Annotated in this window: 23 protein-coding genes and 2 tRNA genes; 13 read left to right on the forward strand and 12 right to left on the reverse strand. The window is 65.3% G+C overall.

The window, feature by feature from the left end; translation table 11 throughout:
- Positions 1-30: 30 nt before the first annotated feature.
- Positions 31-117, reverse strand: a tRNA-Leu gene (locus tag VG320_RS10515).
- A gap of 366 nt (positions 118-483) precedes the next feature.
- On the opposite strand from VG320_RS10515, the gene rnr reads away from it, so the two are divergent.
- From rnr to rpiA, 4 genes are all read left to right on the forward strand, one after another.
- Entirely contained in the window at positions 484-2,964 is a 2,481-nt protein-coding gene (rnr, locus tag VG320_RS10520) for a ribonuclease R (RefSeq protein WP_327200048.1), read from the forward strand.
- A gap of 159 nt (positions 2,965-3,123) precedes the next feature.
- The gene (rlmB, locus tag VG320_RS10525) at positions 3,124-3,864 is read left to right on the forward strand and encodes a 23S rRNA (guanosine(2251)-2'-O)-methyltransferase RlmB (RefSeq protein ID WP_327200049.1); all 741 of its coding nucleotides are present in this window, start codon (positions 3,124-3,126) and stop codon (positions 3,862-3,864) included.
- A 32-nt stretch (positions 3,865-3,896) separates the two neighbouring features.
- Entirely contained in the window at positions 3,897-4,787 is an 891-nt protein-coding gene (locus VG320_RS10530; protein ID WP_327200050.1) for an N-acetylmuramoyl-L-alanine amidase, read from the forward strand.
- A gap of 116 nt (positions 4,788-4,903) precedes the next feature.
- Entirely contained in the window at positions 4,904-5,608 is a 705-nt protein-coding gene (gene rpiA / locus VG320_RS10535) for a ribose-5-phosphate isomerase RpiA (RefSeq protein ID WP_327200051.1), read from the forward strand.
- 248 nt (positions 5,609-5,856) lie between these two features.
- Here the strand turns inward: rpiA and VG320_RS10540 are convergent, their stop codons facing one another.
- Complete coding sequence (locus VG320_RS10540) at positions 5,857-6,591, reverse strand: Crp/Fnr family transcriptional regulator (RefSeq protein ID WP_103705863.1); 735 nt, start codon at positions 6,589-6,591, stop codon at positions 5,857-5,859.
- A gap of 916 nt (positions 6,592-7,507) precedes the next feature.
- On the opposite strand from VG320_RS10540, the gene VG320_RS10545 reads away from it, so the two are divergent.
- The 3 genes from VG320_RS10545 to VG320_RS10555 all read left to right on the forward strand — a co-directional run bounded on the left by VG320_RS10545 (position 7,508) and on the right by VG320_RS10555 (position 11,325).
- Positions 7,508-9,079: a mannose-1-phosphate guanylyltransferase/mannose-6-phosphate isomerase gene (locus VG320_RS10545; RefSeq protein ID WP_327200052.1), complete on the forward strand. Its 1,572-nt coding sequence runs from the start codon at positions 7,508-7,510 to the stop codon at positions 9,077-9,079.
- Between the two features lie 370 nt (positions 9,080-9,449).
- Positions 9,450-10,166: a FadR/GntR family transcriptional regulator gene (locus tag VG320_RS10550; protein ID WP_327200053.1), complete on the forward strand. Its 717-nt coding sequence runs from the start codon at positions 9,450-9,452 to the stop codon at positions 10,164-10,166.
- A gap of 172 nt (positions 10,167-10,338) precedes the next feature.
- On the forward strand, positions 10,339-11,325 hold the full coding sequence (locus VG320_RS10555) for a Gfo/Idh/MocA family oxidoreductase (protein WP_327200054.1): 987 nt from the start codon (positions 10,339-10,341) through the stop codon (positions 11,323-11,325).
- A gap of 48 nt (positions 11,326-11,373) precedes the next feature.
- Here VG320_RS10555 and VG320_RS10560 read toward each other — a convergent pair whose 3' ends face one another.
- From VG320_RS10560 to VG320_RS10590, 7 genes are all read right to left on the reverse strand, one after another.
- Positions 11,374-12,033, reverse strand: a complete 660-nt coding sequence (locus VG320_RS10560) for an amino acid ABC transporter permease (protein ID WP_327200055.1) — start codon at positions 12,031-12,033, stop codon at positions 11,374-11,376.
- 134 nt (positions 12,034-12,167) lie between these two features.
- A complete protein-coding gene (locus VG320_RS10565; RefSeq protein ID WP_327200056.1) occupies positions 12,168-12,965 on the reverse strand; it encodes a transporter substrate-binding domain-containing protein in 798 nt (265 codons plus the stop codon).
- A gap of 98 nt (positions 12,966-13,063) precedes the next feature.
- The gene (locus tag VG320_RS10570; RefSeq protein WP_103705869.1) at positions 13,064-14,098 is read right to left on the reverse strand and encodes a quinone-dependent dihydroorotate dehydrogenase; all 1,035 of its coding nucleotides are present in this window, start codon (positions 14,096-14,098) and stop codon (positions 13,064-13,066) included.
- Positions 14,099-14,242: 144 nt separating this feature from the next.
- On the reverse strand, positions 14,243-15,007 hold the full coding sequence (locus tag VG320_RS10575; RefSeq protein ID WP_327200057.1) for an arginyltransferase: 765 nt from the start codon (positions 15,005-15,007) through the stop codon (positions 14,243-14,245).
- Between the two features lie 217 nt (positions 15,008-15,224).
- Positions 15,225-15,995 (reverse strand): leucyl/phenylalanyl-tRNA--protein transferase, encoded by a 771-nt coding sequence (gene aat, locus VG320_RS10580; protein WP_327200058.1) that lies wholly within the window; start codon positions 15,993-15,995, stop codon positions 15,225-15,227.
- A 12-nt stretch (positions 15,996-16,007) separates the two neighbouring features.
- Positions 16,008-16,553 carry an NUDIX hydrolase gene (locus tag VG320_RS10585; RefSeq protein WP_103705872.1) on the reverse strand — a complete coding sequence of 182 codons (546 nt, stop codon included), beginning with the start codon at positions 16,551-16,553 and terminating at the stop codon, positions 16,008-16,010.
- Positions 16,554-16,743: 190 nt separating this feature from the next.
- A tRNA-Met gene (locus VG320_RS10590) sits at positions 16,744-16,820 on the reverse strand.
- 216 nt (positions 16,821-17,036) lie between these two features.
- Here VG320_RS10590 and VG320_RS10595 point away from each other — a divergent pair.
- Together VG320_RS10595 and VG320_RS10600 are read left to right on the forward strand one after the other, a co-directional pair.
- Positions 17,037-17,534, forward strand: a complete 498-nt coding sequence (locus VG320_RS10595) for a heme-degrading domain-containing protein (RefSeq protein ID WP_327200059.1) — start codon at positions 17,037-17,039, stop codon at positions 17,532-17,534.
- A gap of 4 nt (positions 17,535-17,538) precedes the next feature.
- Positions 17,539-17,877, forward strand: coding sequence for a multidrug efflux SMR transporter (locus tag VG320_RS10600; RefSeq protein WP_327200060.1), 339 nt, complete (start codon positions 17,539-17,541; stop codon positions 17,875-17,877).
- A gap of 26 nt (positions 17,878-17,903) precedes the next feature.
- On the opposite strand, the gene VG320_RS10605 is transcribed toward VG320_RS10600, so the two are convergent.
- Positions 17,904-18,107 (reverse strand): hypothetical protein, encoded by a 204-nt coding sequence (locus tag VG320_RS10605; RefSeq protein WP_327200061.1) that lies wholly within the window; start codon positions 18,105-18,107, stop codon positions 17,904-17,906.
- A 221-nt stretch (positions 18,108-18,328) separates the two neighbouring features.
- On the opposite strand from VG320_RS10605, the gene VG320_RS10610 reads away from it, so the two are divergent.
- The 3 genes from VG320_RS10610 (at position 18,329) to VG320_RS10620 (ending at position 20,591) form a co-directional block, all read left to right on the forward strand.
- The gene (locus tag VG320_RS10610) at positions 18,329-18,613 is read left to right on the forward strand and encodes a DUF1488 domain-containing protein (protein WP_327200062.1); all 285 of its coding nucleotides are present in this window, start codon (positions 18,329-18,331) and stop codon (positions 18,611-18,613) included.
- Between the two features lie 49 nt (positions 18,614-18,662).
- Positions 18,663-19,331, forward strand: coding sequence for a TetR/AcrR family transcriptional regulator (locus VG320_RS10615; protein ID WP_327200063.1), 669 nt, complete (start codon positions 18,663-18,665; stop codon positions 19,329-19,331).
- 105 nt (positions 19,332-19,436) lie between these two features.
- Positions 19,437-20,591 carry an enoyl-CoA hydratase/isomerase family protein gene (locus VG320_RS10620; protein WP_327200064.1) on the forward strand — a complete coding sequence of 385 codons (1,155 nt, stop codon included), beginning with the start codon at positions 19,437-19,439 and terminating at the stop codon, positions 20,589-20,591.
- A 62-nt stretch (positions 20,592-20,653) separates the two neighbouring features.
- Here the strand turns inward: VG320_RS10620 and VG320_RS10625 are convergent, their stop codons facing one another.
- Together VG320_RS10625 and VG320_RS10630 are read right to left on the reverse strand one after the other, a co-directional pair.
- On the reverse strand, positions 20,654-21,079 hold the full coding sequence (locus VG320_RS10625) for a hypothetical protein (RefSeq protein WP_103705970.1): 426 nt from the start codon (positions 21,077-21,079) through the stop codon (positions 20,654-20,656).
- Between the two features lie 259 nt (positions 21,080-21,338).
- The gene (locus VG320_RS10630) at positions 21,339-21,473 is read right to left on the reverse strand and encodes a hypothetical protein (protein WP_327200065.1); all 135 of its coding nucleotides are present in this window, start codon (positions 21,471-21,473) and stop codon (positions 21,339-21,341) included.
- A gap of 33 nt (positions 21,474-21,506) precedes the next feature.
- Here VG320_RS10630 and VG320_RS10635 point away from each other — a divergent pair.
- Positions 21,507-22,200, forward strand: a 694-nt coding sequence (locus VG320_RS10635) for an LLM class flavin-dependent oxidoreductase (protein WP_327200066.1), incomplete at its 3' end; no start/stop codon positions are given.

Genomic DNA, 22,200 nt, shown 5'->3' on the forward strand with positions numbered 1-22,200 from the left:
CAGCTTATAGCTGGCTTTTTTCATGAATCTTGGTGCCCAAGAGAGGACTCGAACCTCCACAGTGTTGCCACCGCCAGGACCTGAACCTGGTGCGTCTACCAATTCCGCCACCTGGGCAAGGTGTCGCTTACTACTTGTTGCTGCGCTGTGTCGTGCAGCAGAGAACGAGATTCTAGCGCATCTGCAGAGCTTGTCAACACCTGAATGCAAAATTCTTTTGCGACGATGTCGGCTCGCGCCAGCCGCGAACTCCACATCGCCAGCGAGCGCTCACCGGCCTGCGCGCTGGATTGTCGGGTGCGGCGCGGGTGTTAGAATGCCTCGCAGCAGTATGGATGGCGCACTACAGCTTTGTGGCGCGCGCCTGCTGCCTCAGCCGCATGTTGCAGCATACGAAGACCGGGGCGCGGCGCGTTCGCCACTTGTGCCGCGATCCGCGCGATATCCGACGTCCACGCAACGAGAACAACCATCGACAAGCCCTTGAGCAAATATCCGTACCCGATTCCCAGCCGCGAAGAAATCCTCGGCGTGCTGCGGACCAGCGAATCGCCCTGCACCGCGAACGATATCGCCGAGGCGCTCGCGATCAAGCGCCAGGAGCGCGAAGGGTTCTTCAGGCGGCTCGCCGCGATGGAACGCGACGGGCAGATCCGGCTCGATTCGCGCGGCCACTATCAGCTCGCGCATCCTTCCAATTTTGTCGCGGGCCGCGTTCAGGGCCATCGCGACGGCTATGGCTTCCTGATCCGCGACGATGGCCAGGACGATCTGTTCCTGCCGCAAGGCGAGATGCAGAAGGTCATGCACAACGACCGCGTGCTCGCGCGCATCGTTGGCTATGACCGGCGCGGCCGCCCGGAAGGGCACATCGTCGAGGTCACGGACCGCGCCAACCGCCGCGTGATCGGCCGTCTGCTCAATGAGAACGGCGCGATGATCGTCGCGCCGGAAGACAAGCGCATCGGCCACGACATTCTCGTCACGCAGAACCCCAAGAAGGCCAAGGTCGGCCAGGTCGTGGTGGTCGAGCTGACCGATTTCCCCAGCCGCCATTCGCAGCCGCTCGGCCGCGTGGCGGAGGTGCTCGGCGATATCGACGATCCCGGCATGGAGATCGAGATCGCCGTGCGCAAGTACGGCGTGCCGCACGAATTCAGCAAGGAAGCGCTCGCGGATGCCGCGAAGCTGCCCGACGCCGTGCGTCCGACCGATATCCGCTACCGCGTCGATCTGCGCGATGTGCCGCTCGTCACGATCGACGGCGAAGACGCGCGCGACTTCGACGATGCCGTGTATTGCGAGCCGATGCAGGTCGGCAAGGGCGAAGGCTTCCGTCTGCTGGTGGCGATCGCCGACGTCTCGCACTATGTGTTGCCGGGCACCGGTCTGGACGTGGACGCCATCGAGCGCAGCACATCGGTGTACTTCCCGCGCCGCGTGATTCCGATGCTGCCGGAGAAGCTCTCGAACGGGCTGTGCTCGCTCAATCCGCATGTGGATCGCTGTGTGCTGGTCTGCGACATGGTCATCACCGCGCGCGGCGAGATCAAGGCGTACCAGTTCTATCCGGGTGTGATGCATTCGGCGGCGCGTCTGACCTATACCGAAGTCGCGGCGGTCCTCAAGAACACCAAGGGGCCGGAGGCGACGCGTCGCGCGGCGCTGCTGCCGCAACTGCAGAACCTCTACGGCGTCTACAAGGCGCTGTTCGCAGCGCGCCAGAAGCGCGGCGCGATCGACTTCGATACCACCGAAACGTATATCGTCTGCAACGCGCAGGGCAAGATCGAGCAGATCGTGCCGCGCCAGCGCAACGACGCGCACAAGCTGATCGAAGAGTGCATGCTGTCGGCCAACGTCTGCGCCGCGGACTTCATGAAGCGCAACAAGCACCCGGGCCTGTACCGCGTGCACGCGGGCCCGAGCGCGGAAAAGCTCGAAAACCTGCGCACCTTCCTGCGCGGCATGGGCTTGAGCCTGGGCGGCGGCGACACGCCGCACGCCAGCGACTACGCCGCGCTGATGGCGCATATCCGCGATCGGCCCGACGCGCAGATGCTGCAGACCATGCTGTTGCGCTCGATGCAGCAGGCCGTCTACAGCCCGGACAATATCGGCCACTTCGGTCTCGCGTATGAGGCGTACGCGCACTTCACGAGCCCGATCCGCCGCTATCCCGACCTGCTCACGCACCGCGCGATCTACGCGATCCTGCAGGGCAAGAAGTATCAGCCGGCCGCGCCCGAAGGCGTCGATCTCAACACGGCGCTGTCGCCGCGCGCTCGCGCCATGCAGGCCGAGGACGAAGAGAAGCGCGGCGCGCGTCGCAATCGCGGCGGCAACACGGCGATCTGGGAAGAGCTGGGCCTGCATTGCTCGGCTAACGAGCGCCGCGCCGACGAAGCTTCGCGCGACGTCGAAGCCTGGCTCAAGTGCTATTTCATGCGCGACAAGCTCGGCGAGGAATACGGCGGCATGGTCAGCGGCGTGACCTCGTTCGGCATCTTCGTGCAGCTCGATTCGCTCTTTATCGAAGGTCTGGTGCATGTGACGGAACTCGGTTCCGATTACTTCCAGTACGACGAGATCAAGAACGAGCTGCGCGGCGAGCGCACCGGCATCCGTTATCGACTGTCGGACCGCGTGCGCGTGCAGGTGAGCCGTGTCGATCTCGACGCACGCAAGATCGATTTCCGTCTCGTGCGCGATACGCCGGTCAAGCCCGGCGTGAATCGCGGAGCGCAAGGCCAGCAGGCAGAGCGTGGCGCGGTCGAAGGCGGCCCGCGCGTGCGCGCCGTGCCGATGGCCGCCGACGATCCGCGCCGCAAGAAAGCTGCGCCGCCGCAAAGCGCCGCAGTCAAGGAAGCCCGCGCGGCGCGCGGTGCGGCCAAGACCGCGAAGAAGCGCGCACCGTCGAAGCCCACGGCCAAGAAGTCGCCCGTGCGTAACAAGAAGCGCTAACAGCGCTAAAGCCGTACCCACGGCGCGCGGATCGCTCTTGCCAACGAGCGTTCGCGTGCCGTGACCCGGACCGTTGGATCATCCAGCGGCCGGCGCAATATCACTCGTTCGCGGCGCCTTCGATGCGCCGCGAACCGTTTATCAGGGGTTGTTCCAGTCATGTCACGTCTCAAGGTTCTTTACGGGTTTCATGCGGTGACCGCACGTTTGCGGCACGACGCGTCCACGGTCGAGGATGTTTATTACGATCCGACGCGGCGCGACCGCCGCATGCAGGAATTCCTGCACGCCGCGAAGGAAGCCGGCGCGCGCGTCATCGCCGCCGACGAGACGCGCCTCTGGGGCCTCGCGCACACGGAACGCCATCAGGGCGTGGTGGCGCGCGTGCACGATCTGGCGCTGGCGCAAAACCTGGCCGAACTGCTCGACGGCATCCAGGGCTCGCCGCTCTTGCTGGTGCTCGACGGCGTGACCGATCCGCATAACCTCGGCGCCTGCCTGCGGGTGGCCGACGCCGCCGGCGCGCACGCCGTGATCGCCCCGCGCGACCGCGCCGTGGGCCTGAACGCGACCGCCGCGAAAGTGGCCAGCGGCGCTGCCGATACGGTGCCCTACATCACCGTGACGAACCTGGCGCGTGCGCTGCGCGAGTTGAAGGATGCGGGCGTGTGGGTGGTCGGCACGGCCGGCGACGCGCCCGCGAGCCTCTACCAGACCAAGCTTGACGGTCCGGTGGCGCTGGTCATGGGCGCGGAAGGCGAGGGCATGCGCCGCCTCACGCGCGAGACCTGCGACGAGATCATGCAGATTCCGATGGCCGGCACGGTCGAAAGCCTGAACGTTTCCGTCGCATCGGGCGTGTGCCTGTTCGAAGCGGTGCGCCAGCGCGCCGCGCGCTGATCCGGCTCCTGATCCTGTTGGACCGACGCAGCATGACGAACTTGCATGGTGTGGCGCGCGCTGCGCTGACTGCGGTGGGCGCGGCGCTCGCGCTCGCGGCCTGCACGAGCGCCACGATGACCGATCGCGGCGCGTATATCGCCGACTCGCAGTACCACGCGCGCAGCGCCGATTCGCGCATCCGTTTCCTCGTGCTGCACTACACGGAAGGCGACGAGCCGACCTCGCTCGAGGAATTGACGCGCGAAAACGTCAGCGCCCATTACCTCGTGCCCGAGCATCCGCCGCTGCGCGATGGCAAGCCCGTCGTGCTGCAGCTGGTGCCCGAATCGCAGCGCGCCTGGCACGCGGGCGTGAGCGAGTGGCAGGGCACGACCGAGCTGAACGCCGCGTCGATCGGCATCGAAAATGTGAATTCGGGGCCGCACGACACGCCGCAAGGCCGCGAATGGGCGCCCTGGCCGCCCGATCAGGTGGCGGCGATCATCGCGCTCTCGAAGGACATCGTCACGCGCTACGGCATTCCGCCCACGCGCGTGGTGGGCCATAGCGACATCGCTCCGCAGCGCAAGATCGACCCGGGCGCGGCGTTCCCGTGGAAGCAGCTCTACGACGCGGGCGTGGGCGCCTGGCCCGACGACGCCACGGTCAAGGCCGATCTCGCGGGCCGTGCGCCCGACGCCCCCGCCGACGTGCGCGCTCTGCAGTTGAAACTCGCGCGCTACGGCTACGATGTTGCCACCGACGGCGTGCTCGACGATCGCACGCGCCGCGTGTTCGCGGCCTTCCAGATGCATTTCCGCCCGCGCGACTATGCCGGCACGCCGGACGCGGAAACCGACGCCATCGCCCAGGCGCTGCTCGACAAATATGTGGACCGCAGTGCGCCCGCGCTGCCGGGTACGACCGAAACGGCACCCTGATTCAGGGGCCGCCCGCGCCGCAAAACCGGAAAACGCAGACCTCACCGGCGGACGCCGCCCGCAACTCCGGTAAACTATGCGTTTTCCGCGTTTCCTCTCCTCGGGCAGTACCCATCATGACTCAAGACGAACTCAAGAAACTGGTCGGCCAGGCCGCCGCCGACTATGTCAACGCCAACGTGCCGGAAGGCGCCATCATCGGCGTCGGCACCGGCTCGACTGCGAACTGCTTTATCGACGCGCTGGCTGTCAACAAGAGCCGCTACCGCGGCGCGGTGTCCAGCTCGGTCGCCACCACGGCGCGCCTGGAAGCGCATGGCTTCAAGATTTTCGATCTGAACGAGATCGAATCGCTGCCCGTCTACGTCGACGGCGCCGATGAAATCGACGCCTCCGGCGCGATGATCAAGGGCGGCGGCGGGGCGCTCACGCGCGAGAAGATCGTGGCGTCGGTGTCTGAAGTGTTCGTCTGCATCGCCGACGCGAGCAAGCGCGTCGAGGTGCTCGGCCAGTTCCCGCTGCCGATCGAAGTCGTGCCGATGGCGCGCACGGCCATCGGCCGCCGCGTGACGGCGCTCGGCGGCGTGCCGGTGCTGCGCGTGCAGAAGGACGGCTCGCCCTTCATCACCGACAACGGCAACGAGATTCTCGACGTGAAGGGCCTGCGTATCAGCGATCCGCGCACGCTCGAAGCGCACGTCAACGCGTGGCCGGGCGTGGTGACCGTGGGCCTGTTCGCGGCGCGTGGTGCGGACTTCTGCCTGCTCGGCGGCGCGGGTGACGTACAAGCCGGCGTCGAGCGCATCGACTACAAGGTCTGACGGCCTGATCGGCAGAGCGGCGGCGTGCATCGTGTCACGCTGCTGCTCGCGGTTTTCGACGGCCGATTGCGCGCACCGATTGATATGGATTCCTGATAATCAGGCAATCCACAAGCGCGTAATCAACCCGCCGCCAACGAAGAAAAGGCAAAGCGCGCCGAAGCCGGAACGCTTTGCAAAATCAAACACACACACACGAGAAACGGGGCTTGGGGCCACCGCAAAGTGGCCCCGCCGGCTTCTACGTCTTACTCCACCGTTTCGGCCTGACGCAGGCGCGGCAGCAGCCGGTCGAACTCGCGGCGCACGAGGCCGTAGCACTCGCAGGCGCGGGCTTCGAGGCCCTCGCGGTCGAGCACGCGGATACGCCCGCGGCTGTGGTGGATCAAACCTTCGTCGTGCAGCTTGCCGGCGGCTTCCGTGATGCCTTCGCGGCGCACGCCAAGCATATCGGCGATGAGCTGCTGCGTGACCGTGAGGTCGTTCGAGGCCACGCGGTCCACTTCGATCAGCAGCCAGCGGCAAAGCTGTTTGCTCAGCGAGTGGTGGCGATTGCAGGCGGCGGTTTGCGCGACCTGGGTGAGGAGGGCGTGCATGTAGAGCAGCATCAGGCGACGCAGGAAGTCCGAGCGTGCGAACTGTTGTTTGAGGCTTTGCGCGCTCATGCGGTAGGCGAAGCCCGCGCACTGCACCTGCACGCGGTTCGGCATGGTTTCGCCGCCCGTCAGGACGGGCACGCCCGTCATGCCTTCGCGGCCCACTGCGGCGATTTCCACGGAACTGCCGTCTTCCATCGTCGAGAGCATCGAGATGATGGCCGTGGTCGGAAAGTAGACGTGATGAATGCGCTGGCCGGAATCGCAGAGGAGTTGTTCGGTGCGCAGATGGACGAGTTCGAGATGCGGTGCGAGTGCTTGCCATTCATGCGACGGCAGTGCGCCGAGCAAATGGTTGCCGTGCAGATCCGATTGAAGGGTCAACATGATTTGGTCCTCGTGTGAAGGCGCTTGCGCTGCCTTCCGTCTTTTCATTCCGGTCGCCGAATCGTTTGTTGTTTGCCGCTTCCCGTAGCGGCTGTTCATTCGTCGTGCCGGCCCCATAGTCCCGAAGCGTTCGCATTGTTTGTTTGCGTTACGCCTGTGTGGCGCTTCTCACTAAGCAGGGGATGTGCCAGAAGGTCGCAAACCACGCCACAGCTGGGCTTCGCGGACGTTACGTGCGAAGGGTAGGGGGAGAACGCCGTGTTTTTGTTTCACTTCTGTACGACGCGCGCGCGGGGGCGGTCAATGGACTGAGCAATTTGTATCGATATAAGTTGTTGATTTATATGGGGTAAATGGCGCGTCCAGGCGGTATCGCAAAAATGACTCCAGGTTGAAACACGCCGCGTAACGGCCCATTGCGGCGGGGCCGGGGCGTGCCGCAGGGCGTGTGGATTTGATTCATTGCTGTTGCGGTGCGGCTGACTGGGCAATAAACGTTCTCCTGTGAAACATAGCTGCGTTACGACGCGTCACGTTACGCTGTGTGGGCTGGCGCACGGAGCGCGGCAGGTTTCTCTACACGGCCGCGCCAGCTGTGGCTTTGCGCGGCCCCGCGGTTCTGCGTCAGTTGCCGCGCCGTTGTTCGCGCAACGATCCTCTCCGGCCGTCCGGCCCAACCGTCTCTGTCCATCTTCGGCGCCAGCATAGTGAAGCGCACCAGCGCGCCGCCGTGCGGCAGCGCTCGGTCAGTGTGGGTATGCGTACAGATTCGACTCACCGCCTTTGCTCAAATGCAATCTGAAAACGAGGGAGTGCGCATGTGCATGACCTGGTGGGATCGGACGGACAACGCCGAACCCGCTGGGCCTCACCCGCGCCGACCCAATACCAGACATTCCAGCGGGGAGCTTATTGCATGAACCAGCTCGTCACACCGGCCGGCTTGATTGCCGCAGCCAATGAACCCGAAGTTGCGCTCGTCGTGCAGCCAGTCGTGCTCGCGGGCGGTTCGGGCACGCGGCTCTGGCCGCTCTCGCGGGAGCACTGCCCGAAGCAGCTCATCGACCTGCTCGATGGCGAGTCGCTGCTCGAAGCCACCGTGCGCCGTCTCGACGGTCTCTACGCCAGCACGGGCGAGCAGAAGGGCGCGGCGGTCCGCAAGGCCGCAGCGCTTGTCGTGAGCAGCGAGGAACTGCGCCATATGACCGTCGACCGTCTGGGCCGCAGCGGCAAGCAGGCGCGTGTGGTGTTCGAACCGCATGCGCGCAACACCGCGCCGGCGCTCACGGTGGCAGCGCTCGCCGCGCAGGCGGCGCACAGCGCGGCAGCGAGCGACCCTGCCGCGCCGCTCGACAGCGATCCCATCCTCATCGCCATGCCCGCCGATCATCTGATCGCCGACCGCACGGCGTTTGCCGCCGCGCTCGAAGCGGCCGTGAGCTACGCGGCGCGCGGCGCCATCGTCACGCTCGGCGTGCCGCCGCAGCGCGCGGAAACCGGCTATGGCTACATCTGCGCGGGCGCCATGCTCGGCACCAGCGGCGCGCGCACGATCGAGCGTTTCGTGGAAAAACCCAATGCCGAACTCGCCGCCAGCTATGTGGCATCGGGCGATTACTGGTGGAACAGCGGCATTTTCGTGGTGCGCGCCTCGGTGTGGCTCGCGGCTATCGCGCGTGCGCAGCCGGCCATCGCGACGCTCTGCGCGCAGTCGTTCGAACTGGCGCGCGTCGATACGGACGGCGCGGTTCACCTCGACGCGGCGATCTTCGAGGGCTGCCCGTCGGACTCGATCGACTACGCGGTGATGGAGTCGATCGGCGCCGATGCGCGTCTGGCGGGCGTGGTCGTGCCGCTGGTGGCGGGCTGGTCGGACGTGGGCGCGTGGGATGCCGTCTGGCAGGTCTCCGACAAGGACGCGAGCGGCAATGTCGCGCGCGGCCGCGTGCTGTTCGAGGACTCGACCGACAGCTTCGCGCATTCGGACGGACGGCTCGTCGCCTGCGTGGGCGTGCACAACGTGGTGGTGGTGGAGACGGCGGACGCCGTGCTGGTCGCCGCCAAGGACCGCGTGCAGGACGTGCGGGCGATCGTCGACAAGCTCAAGGCGCAGCGCGGCGAAGAGGCGCAGCACCATCGCCGCGTCGAACGTCCGTGGGGCTGCTACGACTCGGTGGACCGCGGCGAGCGCTTCCAGGTCAAGCGCATCGTCGTGAAGCCTGGCGGCGTGCTCTCGCTGCAGATGCATCATCACCGCGCCGAGCATTGGGTGGTCGTGCGCGGCACCGCGCGCGTCACGCGTGGCGACGAGGTGTTTCTGATTTCCGAAAACGAATCGACGTACATCCCGCTTGGCGTGAAACACCGGCTCGAAAACCCGGGCAAGACGCCGCTCGAAATCATTGAAGTGCAGTCGGGCGGCTATCTCGGCGAGGACGACATCGTGCGCTTCGAGGACCAATACGGGCGCACGGCGGCGGCACGCTAACTGAATTGCAGCGGTGTGGGCCAGTGGGCGTGCGCCGCTGCGCAGCTACATGATTGCATATGCACACAAAAACAAGGCTGAAAAACAAGCCTCGCAAACCTCAGCAACGCTAAGTCAGTCTTTGCTTCATACAGACTGCTTACGAAAAGACAACGAATAACTTCTAACAATGAGATTCGGGAAACCGAAGGGCCGATTGACGAAGAACTTGTACAGCTTGGGCATTTGTCACGCGAAATTTGCGTCAGGAGATATCCTGGCTTACGTTTTATGCAATTAGCATGGCAACGTACGTTTGAGTTCGACGAAGCACGAGGCCCACGCAGCAACCGGCAAACAGGGCGATTAACGCCATCGGGGGGGAGGGGTCATGGAACTGGGGAACAACAAGGAACGCTCACTCGTGAGCAAGGTCATGGATGGCCTGATTTCGGGCATCGTCGAAGAACGCTATGGCGCGATTCTGCCGCCGCAGGACGTGTTGTCGAAGGAGTTCGATGTGAGCCGCACGGTCATGCGCGAAGCGCTGTCGATGCTGCTCGCGCGCCATATGCTCGACGTGCGGCCCAAGATCGGCACGCGCATCAGGCCGATGCGCGACTGGCGCATGATCGATGAAGACGTCGTGAGCTGGCGCTTTCGCGCCAAGCCGGACAAGACGTTTCTGCGCGACGTGATCGAATTTCGCACGCTGATCGAGCCGGCCGCCTGCGCGTTGGCGGCCGAACGCGCGGGCGCGGCGGATATCGCCGGCATCCGCGACGCCTTCGATGCGCTACATCAGGCAAGTCCGGGCGATTCGGGCTGCCAGGCGGCCGATTCGCTGCTGCATACGCGCATCCTTGCGGCCAGCGGCAATCAGTTCTATCAGCAGATGGCGGCGATCGTGCGCGGCGCGCTCACTATCGTCAATCCGCTGCTGAGCCAGCGGCCGGACGGCTGGAGCAATGTCGTCGCCGCGCACGGGCGCGTGGTGGAGGCGATCGAGCGCCGCTCGCCGTCGGATGCACAGGCGGCTGCGGCGGCGATGATCGCCTATACCGCCGACGAGCTTAATCGTGCGCTCGCGGCGGAAGCGGCTGAATAGCGTCCAGAACGATCGGGAACATTGCGCGCACACGTCTGCCAACGTCCCGCGCCTCGCTCGCCGCGCGCGTCCTTGACCGGGCGCATGCGGCTTTCGTGTGGGCGTTTGCCTTCGCGCGCGCGAGCCAGTATCGTGCGTCTCTTTGCAATCCGTACAAAGAGAGACGACTGACATGGGCGATATCGCTGGAATCGGCACGATTCGATGGGGCATCGTGGGCGCGGGCCGCATCGCGCGGCGTTTCGCGCAGGGCGTGGGACATGTCGAAAACGCACGCGTGAGCGCGGTGTGGTCGCGGCGCCCTGAACCGGCGCAGGCTCTGGCGCAGGAATTCGGCGCGAGCGCCTGCGCGAGCTTCGAGGCGCTGCTCGCAAGCGGCATCGACGCGGTCTACATCGCGACCATGCAGGACAGCCACGCGCACTACGCCACGGCCGCCTTGCAGGCCGGCCTGCCGGTGCTGTGCGAAAAGCCCGCGACGGTCAACGCCGCGCAGCTCGACGGCGTGCTGCAGGCTGCGCGCGCCTCGCAGCGCCTCTTCATGGAGGCGATGAAGCCGCCGTTCTATCCGCTCTACCGCGCCTTGCGCGCCCATCTGACAGCCGATCCGATCGGGCCTGTGGGTCTCGTGCGCGCGGGCTGCTCAGTGGCCAACGTGCCGGCCGATCATCCCTCGTTTTCGTTCGCGCACGCGGGCGGGGCGCTGCTGGACATCGGCGTCTACGAGATGTTTCTAGCCGTCGACTGGCTGGGCGCGCCGCGCGAAGTGCAGACTTTCGGGCGGTTGGGAGCCACGGGCGTGGACACGTTTGCGAGCCTCAATAGCCAGCACGAACACGGCATCGCGCAGCTCTTTTGCGGGCTGGATCTGCATGGCTTTGGCGATGCGCTGCTGGCGGGGCCGCTTGGCAACGTGACGATTCACGCGAACTGGTGGAATCCGGTGCGCGCCACGATCCGCTATGTCGATGGCCGCACGGTCGAACTGAACGAGCCGTTCGAAGGCGGCGGCCTCAACTACGAGACCGCGCACTTCTGCGAACTGCTGCGCGCGGGCGCGCTGGAAAGTCCGGTGATGCCGCACGAAACGTCGCGGCGCATGATCGAGATGGCCGATGCCGCGCGCGCGGCGCTGGGCTTGCGATTCGATTGCGAGTAAGGAAGGCCGATGCGGCGGTCGCTACGACCGCCGCATTTTGAACGAGGCTCAGTGGCGCGAAGGCAGCGCGAGGCGCTTTTCGTACCAGTGCTGGATCCATTCGAGAACCTGGCAGAGCACCCAGTAGATGGCGGCTGCCGCGAGATAGAGCGGCAGTGGCTGGTAGGTCGAGGCGATGATTTCCTGGGCGCTGCGCAGCAGCTCCGTCACCGTGATGACCGACACCAGCGAGGTGTCCTTGATGAGACTGATGAGGCTGTTCGACAGGCTAGGTACGGCGATGCGCAAGGCCTGCGGCGCAATCACGTAGCGCAGCGTCTGACGCCGCGAAAGTCCCAGGCTGTACGCCGCGAGCCACTGGCCGCCATGAATGCCGAGAATCGCGCCGCGCATGCTCTCGGACAGATACGCCGCGACGTTGGCCGACAGCGCGATCACGCCCGCAGGCGTCGGGTCGAGCGAGATGCCGATGCTCGGCAGACCGTAATAGATCACGAAGATCTGGACCAGCAGCGGGGTGCCGCGCATGAGGCTCACGTACACGCGCGCGATGAACACGAGCACGCGGTTCGAGCTGATGCCCATGAGGGCGAGCACGGCGCCGCCGATGAGCCCGAAGATCATCGACAGGACAGCGAACTTGACCGTGAGCACCGCGCCCTGCGCGAGTACCGGCAGCGACTGGAGAATGAGCGTGTGTATGGGCATGGGAGACGCGTAAATGAGGGCTTGCGCAGCCTGGCCTTGAAAAACCGCGGGGCGGCACCCTGCTGCAACGGCAGGATGCGCGCCCCGCGCCTGTCATGTCACGCGGCAGCGCGAGCGCTGCACGCCGGCATGGATTACTTCGTGACCGGTTTGGTCACGTCGATGCCGAACCACTTGTCCGAGATCTTCGTGAACGTGCCGTCGGCTTCGAGCTGCGTCATCGCATCGTCGATCGCCTTGGCGAACTTCGGGTTGCCCTTCTTGAACGGAATGCCCGACGGGTTGCCGTCGCCGACGATCGCGCCCGCGCGCAGCGGCAGCTGCGAGTTCTTCATCAGATAGGCGAGCATCAGGCGGTCGTTGAGCGCCGCGTCCAGGCGGCCGGCGGCCAGGTCGCGCAGATACTCGGGCGCGCCCGGGTAGGTCTTGACGTCGATGCCGGGCACGGACTTGGCCATGTCCATGTAGTTGGTGCCGAGCGCGACGCCGAGCTTCTTGCCCTTGAGGTCGTCGAGCGACTTGAACTGGCGCGTGTCGTCGCGGCGCTCGATGAGCTGCGCGGCCGAGTACGTGTAAGCCGGCGAGAAGTCGAGCACGGCCTTGCGCTGATCGGTGATGCCCACCTGGTTGGCGATCACGTCGAACTTGCCGGCCTGCAGACCCGCAATGATGCCGCTCCATTCGGTCGTGACGAACTCGGGCTTCACGCCGAGCTTCGCGGCCACCGCTTTGGCGATATCGACATCGAAGCCGACCAGGTCGCCGTTGGGCGCCTTCGAGTTGAACGGCGGGAAGGTGCCCTCGAGACCGATACGCAGCGTGCCGCGCGCCTTGACCTGATCGAGCAGGTCATCGGCGTGGGCGCTTGCCGCCACGAACGAGGTGCCCACCAGCGCGAGTGCGAAGAGCTTCTTGAGCAAAGCGAATTTCATTGTTTTCCTCTTGTTTTTACGGCTGTGCGTTGGCGGCGCCTCGCGGACGCCGCTTCCAGGCAAATCCGATGCGCCGCACATGGCCTGAAACTATAGCCTCAGGCGCGGCCCGAGGCCAGCGCCCGCGCGCACTCGGCGACCAGCGCCGGGCCGCGGTAGATGAAGCCGGTGTAGACCTGCACGAGCGCGGCGCCCGCGGCGATCTTTGCGCGCGCATCCTCGCCCGAGAAAATCCCGCCCACGCCGATGATCGGCACCTGCTCGCCCAGTTCGGCGCGCAGCTTGCGGATCACCTCGTTCGACGCGTCGAACACCGGACGGCCCGACAGGCCGCCGGTCTCGCTCGCGTTCGGCAGGCCTTCGACGGCCGCGCGCGAGAGCGTCGTGTTGGTGGCGATCACGCCTTCGATCTTGTGGCGCAGGAGGGTATCGGCGATTTCCTTGACCTGCTCGTCGTCGAGATCCGGTGCGATCTTGAGCGCGAGCGGCACGAGCTTGCCGTGCATGTCGGCCAGACGCTGCTGCTTGTCCTTGAGCGCCGCGAGCAGGGCGTCGAGCTCGCCGCCGCCTTGCAACTGGCGCAGATTCTTGGTGTTCGGCGACGAGATGTTGATCGTCACGTAGCTTGCGAACGGATAGACGCGTTCGAGGCAGAAGAGATAGTCCTCGGCGGCGCGCTCGATCGGCGTATCGGCGTTCTTGCCGATGTTCAGGCCGAGAATGCCGCGATAGCGCGCGGCCTGCACGTTCTTCACGAACTGCTCGACGCCGTGGTTGTTGAAGCCCATCCGGTTGATGATGCCGCCCGCCTGCGGCAGACGGAAAATGCGCGGACGCGGATTGCCCGGCTGCGGACGCGGCGTGACCGTGCCCACCTCGATAAAGCCGAAGCCCAGCGCGGCGAAACCGTCGATGGCGGCGCCTTCCTTGTCGAGCCCCGCGGCGAGCCCCACCGGGTTGCGGAACGTCAGGCCCATGACGGTGCGCGGCGAATCCGGCACGCGCGAGGCGAGCAGCCCGGCCATGCCGGTGCGGCCCGCCGCGCCGATCATGCGCAGGGAGAGATGGTGGGCGTCTTCGGCGTCCATGCGAAACAGCTGGTCGCGGACGAACGGATAAAGGGTGCTGAACACGGGAGGAAGGCGCAGGCGCCAAAAAATGAGAACCCGCTATTTTAGCGACAAAGGCGGGGCGGCTGGCGGGCGCGCTGGAATCCGGCTGGTTCCGGCCCTGTGCGCGCAGCGTGCGCCTGATGATGCTTTGGGGCTCGCGGCCGTTCAGGCGACCGGATCGAGCGCGCGCCAGACGCCGTCGAACAGCCCTTCGAGCGGCTGGAAACGCGCCTTATAGGCCATTTTCGGGCTTTCGCGGATCCAGTAGCCCAGATACACGTAGGGCAGCTGCAGGCTGCGCGCCTGCTCGATCTGCCAGAGGATGTTGTAAGTGCCGTAGCTCGCGTGTGGCGTGTCCGGTTCGAAGAAGGTGTAGACCGACGACAGCCCGTCGCCGAGGATGTCGATCATGCTGACCATGCGCAGGATGCCCGGCGCATCGGGGTGCTGCGGATCGGGTTCGCGGAATTCCACCAGACGCGAGTTGATCCGGCTTTGCAGCAGGAACTGTTCGTACTGGTCGCGGCTGTCACGGTCCATGCCGCCGCCCGCGTGGCGCGCCGACTGATAGCGCATGTAAAGCGCGTAATGCGCCTCGTCGTAGTGCAGCGGCGCGACTGTCGCGACCAGTTCGCCATGATGCTTCCAGGTGCGCCGCTGGGTACGATTGGGCGTGTAGTGCTCGACCGGCACGCGCACCGGCACGCAGGCGCGGCAGCCGTCGCAATAGGGGCGATAGGTGAATACGCCCGAGCGGCGAAAGCCCGCTTTCACGAGATCGGTATAGACATCGGAATTGATGAGGTGACTGGGCGTGGCCACCTGCGAGCGCGCGATGCGCCCCTCCAGATAACTGCAGGGGTAGGGCGCCGTTGCATAGAATTGCAGCGCGGAAAGCGGTGAAAGCGGCAGCTCGTTTGGATGAGTCACGTTGGCAGCTCTCGAAGCAGATCGGAACGTCGCGTGTCTCGGGGCACCGCCAGGACTGGCGATAAAGGCGACGTGTTCTGACTGCATACTAACATTGACGCCTGGCTCGCATCTATCGAAATACGCGGCCTGGCGCACGCGTGGCCACGCGTTGTGCGTTCACTGGCGCGGCTTTCCGCGCGTTTTTCCGCCGCGCGGCGGTGGCCCGGGCGCGGGCTCAGAGCGTCGGGACGGCCGGATTTTCGGCGTGTCCCTGACCGTGGCCGAGCCAGTCGGCCAGCACAGTTTTGTCGAAGCGCCAGCCAATCGACGGTGCGCCCACATTCGCGCGCACATGCGCGATAAACGGCTTGCGGCCGATTTCGCGCCCGCCCAGCGACGCCAGATGCGCGGTGTTCTGCTGGCAGTCGATCAGCGCGACGCCGTTACGGCGCAGATGCGCGACCAGTGCCGATAGCGCGATTTTCGAAGCATCGGTGATCGAGGCGAACATCGATTCGCCGAAGAACATGGTGCCGAGCGAGACGCCGTAGAGGCCGCCCACGCGCTGGCCTTCGAACCAGGTTTCGATACTGTGGGCGTCGCCGATGCGGTGCAGGCTCGAATAGGCGTCGATCACGTCGGAGGTGATCCAGGTGCCGCGCTGGCCGCGCCGCGGCGCGTTGGCGCAGGCACGCATGACGGCCGCGAAATCGTCGTCGACGCGGATTTCCCAGGCGGGATCGCGCAGCACGCGCTTGAGCGTTTTCTTCAGCGAGGGCGAGACCTTGAACTCGTCGGGGCGCAGGATCATGCGCGGATCGGGGCTCCACCAGAGCACTGGCTGGCCGTCCGAATACCACGGAAAAATCCCGTGCCGGTAGGCGTCGATCAGGCGCGAAGGCAGCAGATCGGCGCTGGCGGCGAGCAGCCCCGGCGCACCGCTCGAGGCGCCCAGGGCGCGCTCGACCGGCGGGAACGGGTCGTCGGGCGAAAGCCAGGGCACCATCGCCGGAGCGTGTCAGCCGTCGCGCAGCGGGCGCAGGACGTCGCCGGTGTGCAGGCCATAGCTGCCCGACTGGCGATCGGCGAAGAAAAAGCGCAGGGTCTGGCCGACCGTGGGGAACGCGATCTCGTCCCACGGAATTTCGTGCTCCTCGAACAGGCGCACTTCGAGGCTCTCTTCGCCGGCTTCGACGTCGATGTCGAGCAGTCGCGCGAGGTAGAAAAGATGCACCTGATGCACGCGCGGCACGTTGAGCAGGGAGAAAAGGCTCTGCACTTCGACGCGCGCGCCGGCTTCTTCCAGGGTTTCGCGCGCGGCGGCTTCCGAGGTCGTTTCGCCCATCTCCATGAAGCCCGCGGGCAGCGTCCAGTAGCCGTAACGCGGCTCGATCGCGCGGCGGCACAGCAGCACCTTGTCTTCCCAGACCGGCACGGTGCCGACCACGTTGCGCGGATTCTGATAGTGGATGGTGCCGCAATGCGCGCAGACATAGCGTTCGCGGTTGTCACCGGGCGGCACGAGCAGGCTGACCGCCTGACCGCAAGTCGAGCAGAATTTCATGGGCACGATAGGGGGATGGGTGATGCGAGTGTATCACCGCGGCGCGTCATGACGGGAGCTTGACCCGGAGCGGGGCCATAAGCGGATCGGCATGAAGGTGCCGACGCGCGCATGCTTCAGACGCTGAAAAACAAAAAAGGGTTACACGCCGATGCGTTGTAACCCTTGATTGCTTCTGACAGAACAGCTTTGGTTGCGGGGGTAGGATTTGAACCTACGACCTTCGGGTTATGAGCCCGACGAGCTGCCAGACTGCTCCACCCCGCGTCCGTCAGAGAAAAGAATTATAGGATGCATATTGGGTTCGTGCAAGTCTTATTTGACGAATTCGTTTCGGGACGCTTGCGAAAGCTTTTCCTGGACGCGGACTTGAACACCTGCGACACGGGCAGGTGCTTTGCGATGCGATACCTGAACGCCAGGCTAGAATCGGGGCCGAGTCTTTCTTACAGACACGCCCCGCATTCACGTTCCGACGGATCTATGGACCTCGCTCACGACCTTCAAACGATCGCCGCGCAAGAACGCGCGCTCGTGTTTCCCCATTTCGATACCGATCGCGCCTGGCAACTCGGCGCCTTTCTGCGCGAGCTGGCGCTCGCGCGCTCGCATGCGGTCGCCATCGACGTGCGCACGTTCGGTCTGCCGTTGTTCTTCTGCGCGTTGCCCGGCGCCACGCCCGACAACGTTGCGTGGGTGCAGCGCAAGTCGCGCGTGGTCGAGCATTTCCGCCGCAGCTCCTATGCCATCGGCCTGCGTCTGCAGCAGACAAGCACCACGCTCGCTGAGAAACACGGCTTGCCCGCTACCGAATACGCGACGCACGGCGGCGCGTTTCCGCTCGCGGTCGCCGGGGTGGGCGTGATTGGATCGGTGACGGTGTCGGGGCTGCCGCAGCGCCTCGATCACGAACTGGTTGTCGAGGCGCTGTGCGCGCAACTCGGCGCCGACTACAGCCAGCTCGCGCTCGCCAGGGCCTGATGCGATGCGCACCTCCCCCTGGTTGATCCTTGCCATCGCGATCGTCGCCGAGGTCATCGCGACCTCCGCGCTGCGCGCGTCCAATGGCTTCTCGCGGCTCGTGCCGTCGGCCATCGTCATCGCCGGTTATGGCGTGTCGTTCTATTGCCTGTCGCTCACGCTCAGGACGCTGCCGGTCGGGATCGTCTATGCGGTGTGGTCGGGCGTGGGCATCGTGCTCATCACGCTCGTCGCGATGGCGCTCTATAAACAGGTGCCCGATCTGCCCGCGATGCTCGGCCTCGGCCTGATCGTGGCCGGCGTGCTGGTGCTCAATCTGTTCTCGAAGATGCAGGCGCATTGAACACCGGGCGCAGACTCTGTGTGCGCCTATGAACTCTCCAGCAGCACGATGCGCACGCCGCAGGCCGCCACGGCCGTGCGGCTGCTTTCGCCTTCGGGCGTGGCGGCGTCCTGCCACAGGCAGATCGCGCGCGAGATGTCGATGTCGTGGTCCCCAGCGTAGCGAAACCAGCGGCTTGCGGCCTGCGCCTCGGGGATTTCCTGATCGGTGTCGAAGTAGCGTCCGCTCATGTGCGCGTCCAACGAGAGGGATGGGGTTTGCAGAATGAAAAACCGAGTGAAAGCCTGAGCCGCGAGCACGCGTATCCGGATTAGTTTCGCAGATTCGGCCGTGACGTCGATGCAGAATGCACAGCTTGCCGCCAGGCGCGCGCCGCTGGGCGTAACATCGTGCGCAGCGCGCCCTCTGCTGGCGCGGTCTTTCCTCTGTTGATTTCCCCGCGGGGCTGGACATGGATATCCGCTTTCCTTCCGAAGCGCCGTCCTGGCGCGACTCCAATCTCACCGTGGTCTTTCCGGCGCTGGTCGACGGCGCGCGCGTGCCGTGCGCGATTTCCGTCGAGGCGCTCGAGGACCATTTCGGCGCGCTGCCCGACGGCCGCGAGGCCTGGATGCAGGCCTTCGATGCGGGGCGGCGCCGCATCGAGGCCGTCGCACGCGCCCACCTCGAACTGAGCAACGGCACGCCCGTGCTGCTCAAGAGCGGCCATTTCCCGCCAGGCCATCTGTTGTCGTGATTCGCTTCGCGTATTTCCTCGCGTCTGTCCTCACGTGCCGGGTGCGGCGTTGAGCACCGTCGAACCCAACGAATCCAAAGCGCTGCGTGCCTCGGCCTTACGCGCGCGCATTCTCGACGCCGCGCGGCGCATCGTGGCGCGAGAGGGCATCGATGCGCTGTCGATGCGCAAGATCGGCGATGCGATCGGCTATTCGGCCGCCTCGCTCTATCTGCACTTCGAAAGCCGTGATGCGATCGCCCGCGCGTTGGGTCGCGAAGGCTACGCGCAACTGCTGGCGCGACTTGAACCCTGCGCGGAAATCGAGGCGCCGCGCGCGCGGCTTCATGCGTTCGCGCATGCCTACGTGGCGTTTGGCTGCGCACATCCCGACACGTATCGGCTGATGTTTTTGCCGCAGCGTGAACCGCTGCGCGAGCAGACACAGGAAGAGGGCGATGCGCAGCGCGTGCCGCTGAACGAAGCGCAGCCCATTGATGAGATCGCTGCGATCACAACCTTGTTCGCCGATGCGTTCGCACCGGTTTGCTCCAGCCCCGCATGGTTCGCGCGCGCGTTATGGGCGCTGCTGCATGGCGTGGTGACGTTTTCGCTTTCCGGCCCCGAGTTTGCGCCGGAATCGTCGCGCCTGGAGGTGATCGACGCCGCGCTCGATGGCTGGCTCGGCGACGATTTCAGGCGCGACGCTACGCAGAAATCGCAGCCCGAGGCGACGTGATAGCCTCGCTAGCCTGAAGTGCATGCCTGAAGTGCAATAAAGGCCCGCATCTTTCGCGCGCCTTTATTGCGCTTTCATTGTGTTTCCATCCGTCGCCCGATCGCCATGTCACAGGAAACCCTGCCGCCAAACGCCGACGCCCAACAGCACGTGCTCACGCATGTCACGAACCGCATCGGCTATATCGAACTCGCGCGGCCCCAGGCGCTCAATGCGCTTTCAACCGCGATGGTTCGCGCCATGCAGACCGCGCTCGACGCCTGGCGCGACGATCCCGAAGTGCTCGCCGTGCTCGTGCATACGCGGCATCCGCGCGCTTTCTGCGCGGGTGGCGATATCCGCTTTCTCTACGAGTCGTATCGCGCCGGCAATCAAACGGCGATCGACACCTTCTTTATCGACGAATATCGCCTCAATCACACGATCTTCAGTTATCCGAAGCCTTATATCGCGCTGATGAACGGCGTGGTGATGGGCGGCGGGATGGGCATTTCCCAGGGCGCGCACCGCACGGGCGGCCTGCGCGTCGTCGATGGCACGACGCGCCTGGCGATGCCCGAAACGCGCATCGGCCTCTTTCCCGATGTGGGCATGGGCTGGTTTCTCGCGCGCACGCCGGGTGCGCTTGGCCGGTATCTCGCGGTGACGGGCGAGACGATCGACGCTGCCAGTGCGCTTTACGCGGGGCTTGCCGATATGTATCTCGACAGCGACGCGCAGCCCGCCTTGCTGGACGCGCTGCAGACGGAACCGTTCATGTCGGGCGAGGACATCGCCGGGCGCATTCGCCGCGCGGCCGGCTCCGCAGTCGCGTCGCGCGCGGCGCAGGTGGGCGCTTGCGCGCTGGCCGTTGCGCGCGCATGGATCGACCGCCATTTTGCGCAGCCGACGGTCGCGCAGATCCTCGCGTCGCTCGAAACCGCGCAGCGCGAAGCAAAGGGCGCCGAAAGCGAATGGGCCGAGCAGATGATCGGCGTGCTGCGGGAACGCTCGCCGCTGTCGATGGCGGTGTCGCTGGAAGTGGTGTCGCGCGCGGAAGGGCCGATGGCCGACGTGCTGCGGCGCGATCTCGATCTGACGCGGTCGAGCTTTGCTCAGGGCGATGTGGTGGAAGGCATCCGCGCGCGCATCATCGACAAGGACAATCGTCCGCGCTGGCGTTTCGCGTCCATCGAGGACGTGCCGCCTGAGGAGGTCGAGGGGATGTTCAAAAGCCCGTGGAGTGTTACGGAGCATCCATTGCGGACGCTGGTGGGCTGAATGGCTGGAGCAGGAGGGGAGGAGGCGCGCGGCACCCAAAATCAGGCGCCGCGCGCAGACGCTCAGTCTTCGTCGGTTTCGCTCATGAAGGCGCGCATGAACACCAGCGCGCCCCAGCCCCAGACCGCATTCGAGGCGAAACCCATCGCGAGGCGCGGCAGCATATTGCCGCTCGGCCAGATGCCGCGCAGCGGATCGATGACGAACACCATCGCGGCTGTGAGCACGACACCGCCGAACACGAACGCCTGCACCCAGGGCGCGGGCCGTGAGGGCGATACGCGCAGCAGCCACGTCATCAGGATGGCCCACAGGGCGCTCCAGATCGCGTTGACGAGAAACTCGGGCAGACCGAGCGGCGCGAAGGGATCGGTGGAGAAACCGGCGGCGTCGATCACCTGCGCGGCGTGCAGCAGCGCAAGCGTCGCCTCGCGAAAGAATAGCGAGGCCAGAAAGCCGGATACGAACGGCAAAATAATTTTTTGCATGAGAACGGGCGAGAGTTGCGCGGCGCGGCACGCATGCGCCCATAAAGACTGGGATAAGCGGCGGCCGGATGCTTTGTCGGTTTGAGCGCCATTATATCGGCGTGCCGGGCGCCTCATGCATCCCCGTATGCTAAAGCGTCGCGTAAAGCACGAAAGTGGAAAACCTAAGCTAAAAAAAATCGTTCAAAAGGCTTAGGGCGATCCCTAGACTGGTTCCCCATGAAGACGGCGCCGCCGTCATGGCCCGTCGCCCCCCGCGTCAGTCAACGATCAGTGAACGTTTCTTCCGGCCGCTCTGGAACGCCAGCGCGCCGCGGACAAACTCGTCCTGTTTTTCGTAGCGGCGTCGCGCCATTTGCCCGTTTCCGCTGAATCTTTGCATCGCATTTTTCATTTTTACGTCTCGAACAAAAAGCAGGAGTCACGCATGAATGTGTTCTGGTTCATCCCGACCCACGGCGACAGCCGCTATCTGGGCACCTCCGAAGGCGCGCGCGCCGCTGATCTCGCGTACTTCCAGCAGGTGGCCGTGGCGGCCGACACGCTCGGCTACGAAGGCGTCCTGCTGCCGACGGGTCGTTCGTGCGAAGACGCCTGGGTCGTGGCGTCGAGCCTGATCGCTGCAACGAAGCGCCTGAAGTTTCTCGTCGCGATCCGTCCGGGTCTTTCGTCGCCGGGTCTGGCCGCGCGCATGGCCGCCACCTTCGACCGCCTCTCGAACGGCCGTCTGCTGATCAACGTGGTGACGGGCGGCGATTCCGCCGAACTCGAAGGCGACGGCGTGTTCGTCGATCACGACACGCGCTATGAAATCACCGACGAGTTCCTGCACATCTGGCGCAAGCTGCTGAGCGCCGCGCATACCAACGACGCGATCGACTTCAATGGCAAGCATCTGACTTCGAAGGGTGGCAAGGCGCTGTATCCGCCGGTGCAGAATCCGCATCCGCCGCTGTGGTTCGGCGGGTCGTCGGCGGCGGCGCACGATATCGCGGGCGATCACATCGACACGTATCTGACGTGGGGCGAGCCGCCCGCGGCCGTCGCGAAGAAGATCGCCGACATTCGCGCCCGCGCCGAAGCGCGTGGCCGCAAGATCAAGTTCGGCATTCGCTTTCACG

Source organism: Paraburkholderia sp. (assembly GCF_035948235.1).
In the GTDB taxonomy this organism is placed as follows: domain Bacteria; phylum Pseudomonadota; class Gammaproteobacteria; order Burkholderiales; family Burkholderiaceae; genus Paraburkholderia.

Excerpts from the sequence above, each read along its gene's own strand:
- VG320_RS10585 (WP_103705872.1), bottom strand. The coding sequence starts at position 16,553 with ATGAAATTCTGCTCGACTTGCGGTCAGGCGGTCAGCCTGCTCGTGCCG.
- VG320_RS10630 (WP_327200065.1), bottom strand. The coding sequence starts at position 21,473 with ATGAAAAATGCGATGCAAAGATTCAGCGGAAACGGGCAAATGGCGCGA.
- VG320_RS10600 (WP_327200060.1), top strand. The coding sequence starts at position 17,539 with ATGCGCACCTCCCCCTGGTTGATCCTTGCCATCGCGATCGTCGCCGAG.
- VG320_RS10555 (WP_327200054.1), top strand. The coding sequence starts at position 10,339 with ATGGGCGATATCGCTGGAATCGGCACGATTCGATGGGGCATCGTGGGC.
- VG320_RS10605 (WP_327200061.1), bottom strand. The coding sequence starts at position 18,107 with ATGAGCGGACGCTACTTCGACACCGATCAGGAAATCCCCGAGGCGCAG.
- VG320_RS10595 (WP_327200059.1), top strand. The coding sequence starts at position 17,037 with ATGGACCTCGCTCACGACCTTCAAACGATCGCCGCGCAAGAACGCGCG.
- VG320_RS10550 (WP_327200053.1), top strand. The coding sequence starts at position 9,450 with ATGGAACTGGGGAACAACAAGGAACGCTCACTCGTGAGCAAGGTCATG.
- VG320_RS10620 (WP_327200064.1), top strand. The coding sequence starts at position 19,437 with ATGTCACAGGAAACCCTGCCGCCAAACGCCGACGCCCAACAGCACGTG.
- VG320_RS10545 (WP_327200052.1), top strand. The coding sequence starts at position 7,508 with ATGAACCAGCTCGTCACACCGGCCGGCTTGATTGCCGCAGCCAATGAA.
- VG320_RS10540 (WP_103705863.1), bottom strand. The coding sequence starts at position 6,591 with ATGTTGACCCTTCAATCGGATCTGCACGGCAACCATTTGCTCGGCGCA.
- rlmB (WP_327200049.1), top strand. The coding sequence starts at position 3,124 with ATGTCACGTCTCAAGGTTCTTTACGGGTTTCATGCGGTGACCGCACGT.
- aat (WP_327200058.1), bottom strand. The coding sequence starts at position 15,995 with ATGGTGCCCTGGCTTTCGCCCGACGACCCGTTCCCGCCGGTCGAGCGC.
- VG320_RS10610 (WP_327200062.1), top strand. The coding sequence starts at position 18,329 with ATGGATATCCGCTTTCCTTCCGAAGCGCCGTCCTGGCGCGACTCCAAT.
- VG320_RS10625 (WP_103705970.1), bottom strand. The coding sequence starts at position 21,079 with ATGCAAAAAATTATTTTGCCGTTCGTATCCGGCTTTCTGGCCTCGCTA.
- VG320_RS10530 (WP_327200050.1), top strand. The coding sequence starts at position 3,897 with ATGACGAACTTGCATGGTGTGGCGCGCGCTGCGCTGACTGCGGTGGGC.
- VG320_RS10565 (WP_327200056.1), bottom strand. The coding sequence starts at position 12,965 with ATGAAATTCGCTTTGCTCAAGAAGCTCTTCGCACTCGCGCTGGTGGGC.
- rpiA (WP_327200051.1), top strand. The coding sequence starts at position 4,904 with ATGACTCAAGACGAACTCAAGAAACTGGTCGGCCAGGCCGCCGCCGAC.
- VG320_RS10560 (WP_327200055.1), bottom strand. The coding sequence starts at position 12,033 with ATGCCCATACACACGCTCATTCTCCAGTCGCTGCCGGTACTCGCGCAG.